Below are 13,852 nucleotides of genomic sequence, written 5' to 3'. Positions count from 1 at the left end.
CGGTGGGCCGCTCGAGTTGCACCCTCGAGATTTCGCGCGTGCTGGAGTGGATCTCGAGGGCAATGGAGTGGGACGTCCTCCGTAGTCACCAGACATCCTCCGTCCGGCCTTGTGTCTAATTCGTCCAGAGCGGCGCTCGACGGTACGGTGCGGAGGGAGGGCCGGATGGACTGATCGAACTGCCGATTCGAGTCGGGATCGACTGTCCGAACGGCGTCGATCGCGCCGCCGTCTGTCGTGTGGCGACCGCCGCACCGGACCTTTCGGTCCGTGTGAACGCTCAGCAAACCGCAAGAGGGCGTCGGGTTCGGTTGAATACGCTTTCGAAATGGTTTTAACCGCAACGAGCCAAAGAGACCGATATAAGCGCCTCTGCGCGTGAGCTACAACAATGAGCGACCAACACCAGAACCTGGCCATCATCGGCCACGTTGACCACGGGAAGAGTACGCTCGTGGGACGACTCCTCTACGAGACGGGGAGCGTACCCGAGCACGTCATCGAACAGCACCGAGAAGAGGCCGAGGAGAAGGGCAAGGGCGGCTTCGAGTTCGCCTACGTCATGGACAACCTCGCCGAAGAGCGAGAGCGCGGTGTCACCATCGACATCGCCCACCAGGAGTTCTCCACGGACGAGTACGACTTTACCATCGTCGACTGTCCGGGCCACCGTGACTTCGTGAAGAACATGATCACGGGCGCATCCCAGGCGGACAACGCCGTCCTCGTCGTCGCCGCCGACGACGGTGTCGCGCCCCAGACCCAGGAGCACGTCTTCCTGGCTCGTACCCTCGGTATCGACGAACTCATCGTCGGCATCAACAAGATGGACATCGTCGACTACGAGGAGTCGACGTACAACGATGTCGTCGAGGAAGTGACCCAGCTGCTCAAGCAGGTCCAGTTCAACACCGACGACGCTTCGTTCATCCCGATCTCGGCGTTCGAGGGCGACAACATCGCCGAGCGCTCGGACAACACGCCGTGGTACGACGGCGAAATCCTGCTCGAGGCACTCAACGACCTGCCGGCACCGGAGCCGCCGACGGACGCACCGCTCCGACTCCCGATTCAGGACGTGTACACCATCTCGGGTATCGGTACCGTCCCCGTCGGACGTATCGAGACCGGTCTCCTGAACACCGGCGACAACGTCTCCTTCCAGCCCAGCGACGTGGGCGGCGAAGTGAAGACGATCGAGATGCACCACGAAGAGGTGCCCAAGGCAGAACCCGGTGACAACGTCGGATTCAACGTCCGCGGCATCGGCAAGGACGACATCCGCCGCGGTGACGTCTGTGGCCCCGCCGACGACCCGCCGAGCGTCGCCGAGACGTTCCAGGCCCAGATCGTCGTCATGCAGCACCCCAGCGTGATCACGGCCGGTTACACGCCGGTCTTCCACGCCCACACGGCTCAGGTCGCCTGTACGATCGAGTCCATCGACAAGAAGATGGACCCCTCGAGCGGCGAGGTCGCCGAGGAGAACCCCGACTTCATCCAGTCGGGCGACGCTGCTGTGGTCACCATCCGACCGCAGAAGCCCCTCAGCATCGAGCCGTCCAGCGAGATTCCCGAACTCGGGAGCTTCGCCATCCGCGACATGGGTCAGACCATCGCGGCCGGGAAGGTCCTCGAAGTCCACGAGAAATAAATGCAGCAGGCACGCGTTCGACTCGCGGGCACGAGTCCAGACGACTTAGACGACATCTGCGACGACGTCCGCGAGATTGCGAACAACACCGGCGTCAACCTCAGCGGTCCGATCCCGCTGCCGACGAAGACCCTCGAGGTCCCGACCCGGAAGTCGCCTGACGGCGAGGGCACCGCGACGTGGGAGCACTGGGAGATGCGCGTCCACAAGCGCCTGATCGACCTGGACGCCGACGAACGCGCACTCCGTCAGCTCATGCGCATCCAGGTGCCGAACGACGTCTCGATCGAGATCGTCCTCGAAGACTGAGGCGATCGCGGTTGCGGTTGCGATTTTCATCGTTTATTATCGTTCGATAGCGACGCGGCCGTCACGAGCATCGAGAGCGGCCGCGTATCGGTACCAGTACCGATTCCCGTCTCCGAATTCCCATCGACACGCTCTGTAGGCACTCCAGAGCCGTCAGTGTCGACGCGGACACTTTTGAGGCGCGCCGTTCCACTAGCACCCATGGCAGATCGTTCGTCACGATCGGGGATCGGGATGCGGTCGGGGACCGGCGCCGAGTCGTCGACCGACGACTCGAGCAGTCCGATCGTCGATCTGCTCGCCGTCTTCGTCGTCGTCTTCCTCCTCCAGCAGGTGGCGGCGCTGCTTAGCGTCGGGCTGATGGCCGGCCTGTTCGTGCTGGCGCCGCCGCTGTCGACCAACCCGTGGACGGTCGTGACGAGCGTCTACGCTCACGGCGGCGTCGGCCATCTGGTCTCGAACAGCCTCGCGTTGATCGTCTTCGGCTGGCCGGTTGCACGCGCGACGACGCGGCTCCGATTTCACGTGTTTTTCGCGGTGACGGGTGCGATCGCCGGCGTCGCCCAGATCCTCCTCACGAACGTCGCGGCGTTGGTGACCCCGGTTCCCGCAACGGGCGGCGTGCTCGGCGCCAGCGGCGCGGTCTTCGCCCTGCTGGGCTACCTGATCGCCTCGAACCGCCTGTCGGCCAGCCTGGCCTCGTTCGTCGAGGTCCCCGCGTGGCTGTCGGCGCTGGTGTTTCTCGGCCTTGCGATCGCCGTCACGATGGCCACCGCCTCGCCGGGCGTCGCCCTGCTCGCACACTTCACCGGCCTGTTGCTCGGCCTGATAGCCGGCCGCGCTCGAGTCCTCAACGTCGGCACCCCATCGCGGTCGGGGTCCGCGCGGCTCTGAGACGCGACGGCCGCGAGTCGGTCGTCGAGAGACAAGGTATTTTTCCGACCTGTTCGTACGGAACGTATGGCACCGACTCAGGTCCAGCGGGCGATCGACGTCGCCGAACGGGAGCTCAACCTCGCGTGGGCGGCCGTCGCCGCCGTCGTCCTCATCTTTGCGGGTCGACTGCTCCTCGAGGGAACCGCCTCGCTCTCCCGGACCGTGGCCCTGCTAGCCTACGCCGGCGTCGTGACCGCGAGCGCGTTCGTCCGCGTCCGACAGTGGGCCGGGATCTGGTTTCTCTGGGCGGCCTTCGCGGCGCACTTCGCATTGACGTTCTCGGCGGCCGGGATGGGGACCGTGGCGCTCGTGCTCCTGCTGGCCACCGGCGTGTTGGCGGTACTGGGCGTGCAGGACGTTCGTAGTGTGCTCGAGCGGTGATTGTGGGGCGACTCGAGCGTGCGGACGACTGTCGCTCCGTCTCCGAAACACAAGCTACAAATAGAAACCCCGGTTAGAAAGGGGCGAGGGCTCGTAGATCAGTGGCAGATCGCTTCCTTCGCAAGGAAGAGGCCCCGGGTTCAAATCCCGGCGAGTCCACTTCTTCACGTCGCTTCGCTCGTTCAGTCGTGGACTCGCCGTAGTCACACTCGCTTCGCTCGCGTGACTCCCGGTGACCCCATCAAAATTTTGTAACGTTTCGAGTTATCCGGTTAGTCGCTGCTGTAGCGGCTGACTCCGAATTATGCAGGTGCGGTTCGAGCGTATAAACCACTCCTGAAAACCGAGTGATTGAGAGTGCGGTATTCGCCTCCGCGCTGCCCTGCGGTTTCATCGAAGGAAATCGGGGGTGGTCGGCGTGACGGTCGCTCCGTGGCCGTCGGTCGACGACTCGGTCTGCCGTCACTGCGGCACCCACGTTTCCGATCGGTTCTGCCGTGTTTTCGGTGACAACCGCGATCGAGCCACCGCGCAGAAAATGCGACACCTATGCGCGCCTGAGTCGCGGCTCCGCCGCTAGCGAAGACGTCGCCCGGTCGGCACGGGGTGAGGCAGATGTCTGAGTTCGTCCCGGCGAGTCGGCTATACGACGTCGATAGTCGGATGCCTATCGCCCATCCGGCCCATCAAGCGACCAATGCCGACGTTCGCCGTGCGCTCGAGCAGCGAGAGATCCGTATCGACGGCGGACACTCCTCGAGCGATACTGTTCAGTCGAAGTTCACTTTTTTGGGTTCGTCTGCGAACTCCGGTAGCGGATGCAACTCTGTCTCGCCACAGGATGCGCATCCTTTCCGATTCCCGATCGGACAGATTTCGCCATCCGGCATTTCAAAAGCCGCATACATCGATCTACAGTCTTCACAGGCCGCCACGAGTCGCCTGCGAAGACATCGATTCGCTCGTCTCCGCGGCTCAGACTGTCCTCAAGCGCGACGATCTCACCCGCGAGCAGCGCCGGGAGACCGCCGAGACGCTCTCGACTCGAGCTGCTACTTTCGACGTAGAAACATCCGTTTCAGTTGTACCAAAAGGAGAAATGAAACCGTAGGTCGCTGGCATAACTTCTCATGCAGAACCATTATAGACCTCACTACACGACTAGTGAATGGGCTGGAGAGGTAGGTGGTGCTGGTGGTTCTCTCCAGCCCGATCCCCAGTTCTACAACTTCGACCTTGAATGCCACGGTATTCGTTATCAAATAACAATTCGAACTAAAAGGGGTGTTAGAAAATCGAATTGATTGCGATTTTCGCCTGCTCGGTTCCGCGATGGTCTCCACCTCCATGCCAGCGGAGTAGCGGGAGATTGCTCGAGCGAACCACCTTGTCCTTGACGATCGTGCAACCGCCTGCCGTGAGGCCGGTAGACGCCGAGACAGTACCAGCCGTCCGCACGTCGCAGCTTCTCGTGATATTCGCGATAAACCTTGAAATTCCCCGGCTGGCCGTCGCTATGCTCGAGCATCGTACTCTTACTCCCGACGGGCGTTCCGTTCCCGAATCGGGCGTCGCGCCAACTGGCTCGCTCCAGTTCCAGCCGGCGCTTCTAGCGACTCGAGTCCCTGGAAATGCTCCTCGACACGATCGCCCCGCGCGGTCCGCCGGGGAGCGATCACGAACCTCCTGAACGAGAAGACGGCGCCGGAAACGATCAGCAAGCGGATGGACGTCTCTCGAGGTGCTGTACGAGCACTACGACGCGAGAACCGAACGCGAGAAGATGACGGTTCGACAGCGCGGGGTTTCACCATTACGGCGAGTCCACGTCTGTAGTACACATCGGAGGTAGCTGCCATACTCGAGAGTCATCGTCTCGAGACAGCACGTCTCACCGCTCGAGCCGTAAATCGATCCTCACTCGGCAGCCCGCGCCTCGACCCACTGCTCGAGACGCTCGACGACGATTGCGGCCACGACGTCGGCAATTCGTTCGGGAGCGTCAGTCAGGTCCCAGAGGTACTCGCCGTCGCGGGTGACGGTCACCCACTCGACGAGATCGCCGCGGTCGAGTTCGAGCAGGAGGTCCTCGAGGACGGCCGCGTTGAGTCGACAGTCGAGGGCGTCTTCGACGCGACCGGCCAGCTGAGACGTGGTCGCGAGGACGCGGTCCTCGCCCGCGGGGATGGGCCGGTCGGGGGTCGACGGGGCGGGGGGTTGGATTGGCATACTCGACCGATCGGTAGGAATTCGAGTCATATTAATTCAGGTGGTACTCCCGGTGTCGTGACTGTCGGGGGGACCGACGCTGCGCTACGCGGTGGATCGAGACGTCGCCGCGGCGCGGATCACAGGGCGTCCAGCAGAATCGGTCTCGAGCCGGCGGCGCATTCGTACGGAAACGACAGCGTCACGGCCGTCCCGCCGTCGGGGCGGTCGGCGAACCGCAGATCGCCGCCCGCGTTCTGGACGATCCAGTTGACGAGCCACAACCCCAGTCCGGAGCCGTGCTCGAGTTGCGTCTCCGCGCCGTCGAGGACCGCCCGGCGCTCCGTTTCGGGAATCCCGTCGCCGTTATCGGCGACGGTAAACTCGAGCCGGAAGTCGCCGTCGTAGTCGACAGTCCGGACCGCGACTTCGACGGTCGGGTCGTCGTCCGCGCTCTCCTCGTCGGCGGTCGAGTTGTGTTCGACGGCGTTGTCGACGAGTTCGTTCAGAGCGTCGACGACGCTGCCGTCGACGGTCGGTACGGTCGCTCTCGCCCCCGACTCGTCGGTTCTGGAGACGATCCGCGCGTCGGGGTAGGCCGCCCGCGCGCGGTCGACGACCGAGCGAACCGCCGCCGTGGCGTCGATCAGATCGGCGTCCCCGTTGCGTTCGAGCGTCCGCTCGACGCCGCGGGCCTTGTCGGCCGTCTCGATCAGGTCGGTGGTCTCCGCGAGGATCGGTCTGACGTGCTCGCGCTCGAGAGCGGGCTGTTTCTCGCTGATGAGGCTAGCGTGGCCCTTGATGACGGTCGCGGCGTTCCGGAGGTTGTGCCGGAGGACGCGGTTGAGCACCTGAATCCGTTGCTCCCGGTCGCGCTGCTCGGTGATGTCGCGGGCGACGACCACGTAGCCGTGCTCGAGGGCGCTGACCGTCACGTCCTGTGGAAACGTCGTCCCGTCGGCTCGCTGGCCGAGCAGCGTCCCGCGCCAGTAGTTTCGCTCGGCGAGCGCCGGGCGCACTTCGCGTTCGATCGTCGCCTGCGCGGCGTTCGTGTACCGCTCGGCCCACTCGGTCCCCTCGATCGTCGCCGCGTCGTGAACGTCGTAGAGGGAGGCGTAGGCGTCGTTGACGTAGGCGTGTTCGTCGTCGACGACGACGGCGATCCCGTCCATCGAGGCGTCGACCGCCCGCGAGAGCCGTTCGCTCTCGCGGTAGTAGTGGGTGAACTCGACGTAGGTGTGGCCGAGCAGGCCGCCGAAGGCCATCCCGGTGCTCAGCGCGCTGATCACCGGCTGGGTGAACCCGCCGGAAAAGCCAATTCTGATCGAGAGCAGATAGATACACCAGGCACAGAAGAGCGCGACCATCGCGCCGCAGGCCACCGAGCCGACGGTGACGATATCCGCCCGCCGCGTCGTCTCCTCGCGGGTCCGCGTCCGGAGCCCGTACCAGACGTGTCCGATCCCGATCACCGTCGGGACCGCCGCCTCGAGGACGAGCAGGGGGACGGGGCCGCCGAACGTCAGGACGTACGCGCCGACGATCGCGAGCAACCCGAGCCCGGCGATCGGAACCGAGTACTCCCGGACGTACGTCGACGTGCGGCGAGCACTGGTGAACATCGTCGGAACAGTACGTGATGGGAAGACGACGGTGATAAATCGATTGGCAATTCTATCGACACCTCGGAATGATTTCGCCGACACCTCGACCGGCGATTCCGCTCGCCCATCCCGTGCTCACCCACCCCGACTTGTTTGGTGATAGCCGCCGTCTTCGAGTCATATGGTAACTCTTTACGCGGCGATGCGAGACCGGCTCCGCTGTTACGCGGGTGACGACACCGAACCGGGCGGGACGAGCCACGCGAGCACTCGACTCGAGGGCCACAGGATCGAGTGTCTCGCCGCCTCGCGGGCGGCCCCCGATCGGGTCTTCGTCGGCACCTTCGAGGACGGCCTCTATCGCACCCGCGGACAGGCGACGGAGCCGGGAGAACGAGAGTTCGAACGCCTCGAGACGGAGTTCGCCAGCGAGGCCGTCACGGCGCTGGCGATCAGCCCGCACGATCCGGACGTGATCTACGCCGGGACCGAACCGAGTCGCGTCTACCGCTCGACCGACGGCGGCGACACCTGGACGCACCTCGAGGGACTGACCGACCTCCCGTCGGCCGGGGAGTGGGCGTTCCCGCCGCGACCCCACACCCACCACGTCCGCTGGCTCGAGGTCGACCCCTTCGATCCGGATCGACTCTACGTCGGCATCGAAGCGGGCGCATTCGTCCTGAGCCCCGACGGTGGCGAGACGTGGCGCGAGCGCCCCGAGGGCTCCCGGCGGGACAACCACACGCTCGCGACCCACGACGACCGCGAGGGCCGGGTCTACACCGCCGCCGGCGACGGCTACGCGGTGAGCGACGACGGCGGCGACTCCTGGCGCCGTCCGCAGGACGGCCTCGAGCACACCTACTGCTGGGGGCTGGCCGTCGACCCGGCCGATCCGGACGCGGTCATCGTCTCGAGCGCCAGCGGCGCCCGGACGGCCCACACGGCCGAGCGGGCCGACACCCACGTCTACCGTCGGCTCGGCGACGAGCCGTGGGCACGACTCGAGGACCGCGGCCTCCCGACGGGCGAGGGCGTCGTCCGCGCCGTCTTCGAGACGACCGGCGCGGACGGCGTCGTCTACGCGCTGAATAATTGGGGGCTGTTCCGCAGCGAGGACTTCGGCGACTCCTGGGTCGGGATCGATACCGACTGGACGGCGGGCCTCGAGACGCAGGCGCCGCGCGGACTGGTCGCGGTTTCGGACTAATCGAGCCGACCAGTCGACTGCCGGAGGACGCCGTCTCGCTTGAGAACGACACCGATCGCGACGGCGTGAACGGGTGCGACGAGGGCGCTGCTCAGCACCGGTCCCACGACCGGGAGGAGCGAGAGCAGCCACGCCGCGAGTCCGATCGCCAGGATCAGCGCGAAGAGGGACCAGCCGCGTCCGTCCGCGAACCGACCGCTCTCCCGGAGTGCCGGCCGCAGCGGTCACCCGGCGACGAGCAGTCCCGGAACGAGAAAGAGTCTCACGAACAGCGCGAAGTAGATCGCGAGGGGGACGAATCCCCACAGCCCCATCTCCTGGAGGACGGCGATAGAACCGAGCAGCCGCTGGAGCAGGTCCAGCGCGACGACGAATCCGAACAGCGAGGTGACGTCCGCAAACCGAACGGGGCGATCCATCACGCGGGCCATCGTGGCGGCGCCGGCGACGGTGACTGCGACCAGCGGCAGGACGTACAAGGCGAGCCCCCAGCCGAGGTAATGCGGTTCGAGCCCGATCAGCGACTCGAGCGGGCGCAGCGTCTGGCCGATCCCCGTCGGATAGCCGACGTACTCGATCTGAATATTGACTCCGTCCGTACCCAGTCCCGTCCGCTCGTGGGTTGGAATCGGATCGCGTCGGTGGAGCCAGTCGACGACCGCGAGGAGAAGCCCAACGAGGAGAAACGGGACGAAGAGGACGGGATCATACCGAAGGCGAGAGAGTGCGACCGAGAGCGGGTTTCGCTGCCCCCGGCGGAATTCGGGCGGATTCGACGGGTGATTGTGTCCGTCAGTCATGGTTACTCGGCCTCCTCGAGGGCGAGCAGTCCGTCGTCGGTGAGGACGTACAGCACGCCGTCGCCGACGATCGGCTGCGTGAAGTACGTCGCCTCCTCGTAGCGCCACCGTTGTTCGCCCGTCTCGGCGTCGATCGCGACCAGTTCGGGGATCTGATACCCGAGGTAGACGACGCCGTCGGCGACGGCCGGATCCGTGTCGGGACCGTACTCGGCGGTCCACTCCCGCTCGCCGCGCTCGAGGTCAATCGCGTGCAGCGACTCCTCCCCGTCGGTGACGAACACCGTTCCGTCGGCGACGGCGGCGCTGCCGTCGGTAGCGTTCCCGTCGTGGGTGTATTCCCACAGAACGCTGCCGTCGTCCGAATCGAGCAGCGAGACGCCCGTCCGATAGGGGATGACGAGTCCCTCGTCCGTCGCCGTCGGCGGGTGGAACTCGCGGTAGGTCATCGGCGTCTCCGGGATAACTCGAGACGTAAACGACCCCGTCGCGGATCGCCGGTCGATTCGATCCGCTCGATCGCTCGTCGCCGACCGTTCGCTCCCACCGGACGCGACCGCTGCTCGCGTCGAGTGCGACGACGCAATCGGTCTCAGGCACGATCGCGTACACCGTTTCGTCCGCGGCGACGGGCGACTGCTCCCCTGGCGGCGAACTGGACCACCGCTGGGGTTCTCGATCGGGACTCTGCCAGCGTTCGGTGCCGACCGATCGTCCGAGCAGCTCGTAGCCCCCGTCGGCGCTCAGCCCGTAGATTCCCTGTCGACCGCTGACGGCGAGCGTGTCGCTTCGGTAGGCGTTCGCCGCGGCTCGAGCCGGCGACGACCAGTACTGGCCGTCCCGTGTGAATCGAATCTCGCCGGTATCGCGTTCGAACGCGACCAGCGACCGCTGGCTGACCGCGTACAGCGTCTCCCCGACGAGAATCGGTGCCGACAGTCAGAACATGTTCGACTCCGTATCCCGCTGCCACGCGACCTCGACGCCGTCTTTCGGTCCCGTCGCGTTCGGATTGTATCCCGTTCCGCTGGGATCGTAGCGTGCCATCGGCCAGTCGGTTTCGACGTCACTCGTGGTCGAGACTGGTGCGTCGAAGAGGTGCCTGCCGCCGGAGAGTCCAACGGCACCGACTCCGACGCCGGCGAGCAGTCGTCGTCTGGAGGGCATCGATCGATCGGTCACACGGCGAACGTGTAAATTCTTTCATCACTTCGGTCCGGATTCAACCCGGTCTGACGGCTCTCGCAGTGGTTGACGCGAACGGTTCTATCGCGGCCCCGCTCGTCGGCCGGCAACGGTGGGGTGCTTCGAAATCCTTTTAGTCGCGACACGGGGATAGTAGGGTAACTGAGTGATATCATGGACGTCGACATCATCTCCGAAACGGAGAATCCCATGTTGCATCGAACCGACGTGACCTTCGAACTGTCCCACGAGGACGCGACGCCGGAGCGCCTGCAGGTTCGGGACAGTCTCGCGGCCAAACTGAACAAGGACGCCGACGAGGTCGTCGTCCGCAAGCTCGACACGAAGTTCGGGATGCGAAAGACCGTCGGCGAGGCCAAGGTCTACGACACGGCCGACGACGCCCGCGACGTCGAGCAAGACCACATGCTCGAGCGAAACAAGATCGGCGCCGAAGAGGCCGAGGCTGAGGCGGACGCCGAAGCGGAGGAAGCATAAATGCCACGACACGAACTCTACGACGACGACGGCAGCACCGAGCGCGAACAGTGCCCCCGCTGCGGGGACTCCTTCCTCGCCGACCACGGTGACCGCCAGCACTGCGGCAAGTGCGGGTACACCGAGTGGGAATAGCGAGGAGTCGAGCGCAGCGAGAGTCCTCGAAGATGCGAACGGACGCATTGCGTCCGTGAGCAAGTAGCGGCCTTCTCTCCGCGCGAACCAATCGACCGAGCAGTCGCAGTAGTAATCCGTGAATTCTGACATCCGAATCCTCGGAATCGAAGGCACCGCCTGGGCGGCCAGCGCGGCAGTCTACGATTCCGCGACCGACGACGTCTTCATCGAGAGCGACGCCTACCAGCCCGACAGCGGCGGCATACACCCCCGCGAGGCCGCCGAACACATGCACGACGCGATTCCCCGCGTCGTCGAGACCGCACTCGAGCACGCCCGCGAGACCCACGACGGGCCCGCCGGCGAGGCGCCGGTCGACGTCGACGAGCGAAGCTCGTCGGGCCAACAGGCTGCGCCTGTTGATGCCATTGCGTTCTCTCGAGGGCCGGGGCTCGGCCCCTGTCTGCGGATCGTCGGCACGGCCGCCCGGGCGCTCTCGCAGGCGCTCGAGGTCCCGCTCGTCGGCGTCAACCACATGGTCGCCCACCTCGAGATCGGGCGCCATACGGCGGACTTCGACTCGCCAGTCTGTCTGAACGCCAGCGGCGCCAACGCCCACCTCCTGGCCTATCGCAACGGCCGCTACCGCGTGCTCGGGGAAACGATGGACACCGGCGTCGGCAACGCTATCGACAAGTTCACCCGCCACGTCGGCTGGTCCCACCCCGGCGGGCCGAAGGTCGAGGCGGCCGCCGAGGACGGCGAGTACGTCGACCTCCCGTACGTCGTCAAGGGCATGGACTTCTCCTTTTCGGGGATCATGAGCGCCGCAAAGCAAGCTTACGACGACGAGACGCCGGTCGAGGACATCTGTTTCTCGCTGCAGGAGAACATCTTCGGCATGCTGACCGAAGTGGCCGAACGCGCGCTCTCGCTGACCGGCAGCGACGAACTCGTGCTGGGCGGCGGCGTCGGACAGAACGAGCGCTTACGCGAGATGCTCGCGGAGATGTGCGCCCAGCGCGGGGCCGAGTTCCACGCGCCCGAACCCCGGTTCCTCCGGGACAACGCCGGCATGATCGCCGTGCTCGGCGCGAAGATGTACGAGGCCGGCGACACACTCGAGATCGAGGACTCGCAGGTCGATCCGAACTATCGGCCGGATCAGGTGCCGGTGACGTGGCGACGCGACGAGCCCGAGCTCGCGGCCGGCCGCGGGGCGGACGGCAGCGAGACGCAGGTCCGCGGCGCCGAAGCGCTCGTCGACCTCGAGCCCGAAACCGGCCGTGTCACGAAACACCGCGAGGTCAAGAGCTACCGCCATCCCGAACTCGACGAGCGACTGCGCCGCGAGCGGACGACCCTCGAGGCCCGCCTGACCAGCCTCGCACGCCGCGAGGGGGTGCCGACGCCGGTGCTCTCGGACGTCGATCCGCGGGAGGCGCGCCTCGAACTCGAGTACGTCGGCGAGACGGATCTCCGCGATGGGCTGACCGCCGAGTGCGTTCGCGACGTCGGTCGACACCTCGCACGACTGCACTGGGCCGGGTTCGTCCATGGCGATCCGACGACGCGAAACGTCCGCGTCGGGCGTGCGGGACGCGACGCCTCCCGAGACGAGCGAACGGACGAAGTCCGTGAGCGAACCGTCCTCATCGACTTCGGCCTCGGCTACCACACCGACCACGTCGAGGACTACGCGATGGACATCCACGTCTTCGACCAGAGCCTCGTCGGTACCGCCGATGACCCCGACCCGCTCCGCGAGGCGCTTCGGGAGGGCTACCGCGAGGTCGGCGAGGAGCGAGTGCTCGAGCGCCTGCGGGACGTCGAGGGACGCGGCCGGTACGTTACCGACGACGCTCCGGAATAGGTCGCCTCGAGGGAGTCACTCGATGATTTTCGGCTCGATGCGTCTCGGCTCGACGAGTCGACACTCGCGGTCTCGTTACTCCGCGGAGCAGGAGTCCCCGGTCGTATCGACCCCGAGCAGGTAATTCCCGCCGCAAAAACCCATCCAGACGTTCTGGAGGAGTCCGAGTCCGGCGATGCCCGCTATCGCGGCGCGTTCCCGTTCGTCGTCCTGATACGCAGCCGCGGCCATCACGACCAGCCAGATGCCGAGCACGCCGCGTACGATGCGATCGTATCCGCCGACGTTTCGCTGCATATGCGGTCCTACGGGCGGCCGAGTTGAAACCGTTCGGCCGAATATGTCGCCCGCATTTATCACGCCTCCTGTCGACTAGTCGACAGCAACCGACCGATGAAACGCGTTCGAATCACCTTGGACCCCGCCGGCGACTACGCCCCACCGCTGTACCGACGGCTCGCGGGCGGGGCGCCGTCGCTCGATCGAGCCCACATCATCAACTGGAACGTCGCGGCGCCGCCGACGGCGTTCCTGCTGTGGCTTCGCGGCGACTACCGCCGGTTCGAAGCTGAACTCGAGGCCAGTCGGAACGTCGACGAGTACGAACTCCTCCCGCTCACAGATCGGGAGTGTCACTGCTTCCTCGAGGGCGCGGTCGCCGACGCCGCGCGGCTGCTGTTCGAGAACTTCACGCAGGGGAGTCTGATCACCGTGCCGCCGATCGTCTGCAACGACGACGGGACCAACACGTTCTCGATCATCGGGACGGCTGCCGACATCCAGAACGCGGTCGAGGGCGTCCCCGATGGCGTCGGCGTCACCGTCGAAGCGGTCGGCGGGGAGACCGTCGCGCCGAAGAGCGCTATCGGGCGGCTCTCCGAGCGCCAGCGCGAGGCCGTCGAAACCGGCCTCGAAATTGGCTACTACGACGTTCCCCGCGAGGCGACGGCGGCTGACGTCGCCCGCGAACTCGACTGCGCGACCGCGACCGCTGCGGAACATCTCCAGAAAGCCGAGTCGACGCTGATCGGAGCGTTGCTCGAGCGGTAGGGCGGCGGCTCTCGTCCCCGCGAA

13 protein-coding genes, 1 tRNA gene and 3 pseudogenes are annotated in these 13,852 nt (G+C 65.8%); 11 read left to right on the top strand and 6 right to left on the bottom strand.

Translation table 11 applies throughout. The features are described from left to right. Window positions 1-391 precede the first annotated feature (391 nt). The 6 genes and pseudogenes from tuf (at window position 392) to HTUR_RS28030 (ending at window position 3,903) form a co-directional block, all read left to right on the top strand. The gene (tuf, locus tag HTUR_RS15140; RefSeq protein WP_012944192.1) at window positions 392-1,654 is read left to right on the top strand and encodes a translation elongation factor EF-1 subunit alpha; all 1,263 of its coding nucleotides are present in this window, start codon (window positions 392-394) and stop codon (window positions 1,652-1,654) included. Continuing rightward, window positions 1,655-1,963: a 30S ribosomal protein S10 gene (rpsJ, locus tag HTUR_RS15135; protein ID WP_004215311.1), complete on the top strand. Its 309-nt coding sequence runs from the start codon at window positions 1,655-1,657 to the stop codon at window positions 1,961-1,963. A 201-nt stretch (window positions 1,964-2,164) separates the two neighbouring features. Then, the gene (locus HTUR_RS15130; RefSeq protein ID WP_187291459.1) at window positions 2,165-2,857 is read left to right on the top strand and encodes a rhomboid family intramembrane serine protease; all 693 of its coding nucleotides are present in this window, start codon (window positions 2,165-2,167) and stop codon (window positions 2,855-2,857) included. A 66-nt stretch (window positions 2,858-2,923) separates the two neighbouring features. Continuing rightward, on the top strand, window positions 2,924-3,280 hold the full coding sequence (locus tag HTUR_RS15125) for a hypothetical protein (protein ID WP_012944190.1): 357 nt from the start codon (window positions 2,924-2,926) through the stop codon (window positions 3,278-3,280). Between the two features lie 87 nt (window positions 3,281-3,367). Next, window positions 3,368-3,439, top strand: a tRNA-Ala gene (locus tag HTUR_RS15120). 250 nt (window positions 3,440-3,689) lie between these two features. Then, window positions 3,690-3,903, top strand: a pseudogene (locus HTUR_RS28030) (DUF7563 family protein). Window positions 3,904-4,567: 664 nt separating this feature from the next. On the opposite strand, the pseudogene HTUR_RS28025 reads toward HTUR_RS28030, so the two are convergent. The 3 genes and pseudogenes from HTUR_RS28025 to HTUR_RS15110 all read right to left on the bottom strand — a co-directional run. After that, window positions 4,568-4,889 (bottom strand): annotated as a pseudogene (locus HTUR_RS28025) (hypothetical protein); the annotation flags it as partial. A 308-nt stretch (window positions 4,890-5,197) separates the two neighbouring features. Beyond that, window positions 5,198-5,509 carry a hypothetical protein gene (locus HTUR_RS15115; RefSeq protein ID WP_012944188.1) on the bottom strand — a complete coding sequence of 104 codons (312 nt, stop codon included), beginning with the start codon at window positions 5,507-5,509 and terminating at the stop codon, window positions 5,198-5,200. 119 nt (window positions 5,510-5,628) lie between these two features. Beyond that, window positions 5,629-7,110, bottom strand: coding sequence for a sensor histidine kinase (locus tag HTUR_RS15110; RefSeq protein ID WP_012944187.1), 1,482 nt, complete (start codon window positions 7,108-7,110; stop codon window positions 5,629-5,631). A gap of 163 nt (window positions 7,111-7,273) precedes the next feature. Between HTUR_RS15110 and HTUR_RS15105 the strand changes: the two genes are divergently transcribed. Then, the gene (locus HTUR_RS15105) at window positions 7,274-8,305 is read left to right on the top strand and encodes a hypothetical protein (protein ID WP_012944186.1); all 1,032 of its coding nucleotides are present in this window, start codon (window positions 7,274-7,276) and stop codon (window positions 8,303-8,305) included. 224 nt (window positions 8,306-8,529) lie between these two features. Here the strand turns inward: HTUR_RS15105 and HTUR_RS15100 are convergent, their stop codons facing one another. After that, window positions 8,530-9,105 carry a hypothetical protein gene (locus HTUR_RS15100; RefSeq protein ID WP_012944185.1) on the bottom strand — a complete coding sequence of 192 codons (576 nt, stop codon included), beginning with the start codon at window positions 9,103-9,105 and terminating at the stop codon, window positions 8,530-8,532. 2 nt (window positions 9,106-9,107) lie between these two features. After that, window positions 9,108-10,272, bottom strand: a pseudogene (locus HTUR_RS15095) (PQQ-binding-like beta-propeller repeat protein). A 192-nt stretch (window positions 10,273-10,464) separates the two neighbouring features. Here HTUR_RS15095 and HTUR_RS15090 point away from each other — a divergent pair. From HTUR_RS15090 to HTUR_RS15080, 3 genes are all read left to right on the top strand, one after another. Continuing rightward, window positions 10,465-10,788, top strand: a complete 324-nt coding sequence (locus HTUR_RS15090) for a 30S ribosomal protein S24e (RefSeq protein ID WP_008894027.1) — start codon at window positions 10,465-10,467, stop codon at window positions 10,786-10,788. Then, window positions 10,789-10,923, top strand: a complete 135-nt coding sequence (locus HTUR_RS15085) for a 30S ribosomal protein S27ae (RefSeq protein ID WP_012944184.1) — start codon at window positions 10,789-10,791, stop codon at window positions 10,921-10,923. Window positions 10,924-11,041: 118 nt separating this feature from the next. After that, window positions 11,042-12,778: a bifunctional N(6)-L-threonylcarbamoyladenine synthase/serine/threonine protein kinase gene (locus HTUR_RS15080; RefSeq protein WP_012944183.1), complete on the top strand. Its 1,737-nt coding sequence runs from the start codon at window positions 11,042-11,044 to the stop codon at window positions 12,776-12,778. Window positions 12,779-12,853: 75 nt separating this feature from the next. Here the strand turns inward: HTUR_RS15080 and HTUR_RS15075 are convergent, their stop codons facing one another. Further along, window positions 12,854-13,075: a YgaP family membrane protein gene (locus HTUR_RS15075; protein WP_012944182.1), complete on the bottom strand. Its 222-nt coding sequence runs from the start codon at window positions 13,073-13,075 to the stop codon at window positions 12,854-12,856. A 96-nt stretch (window positions 13,076-13,171) separates the two neighbouring features. Here HTUR_RS15075 and HTUR_RS15070 point away from each other — a divergent pair, with 96 nt between their 5' ends. Continuing rightward, complete coding sequence (locus HTUR_RS15070) at window positions 13,172-13,828, top strand: helix-turn-helix domain-containing protein (protein WP_012944181.1); 657 nt, start codon at window positions 13,172-13,174, stop codon at window positions 13,826-13,828. The last annotated feature ends 24 nt before the right edge of the window (window positions 13,829-13,852 follow it).

This window comes from Haloterrigena turkmenica DSM 5511, assembly GCF_000025325.1.
GTDB classification, from domain to species: domain Archaea; phylum Halobacteriota; class Halobacteria; order Halobacteriales; family Natrialbaceae; genus Haloterrigena; species Haloterrigena turkmenica.
Note: the sequence above shows the minus strand (reverse complement) of the source record. Positions and strands in the feature narration are given on the sequence as shown.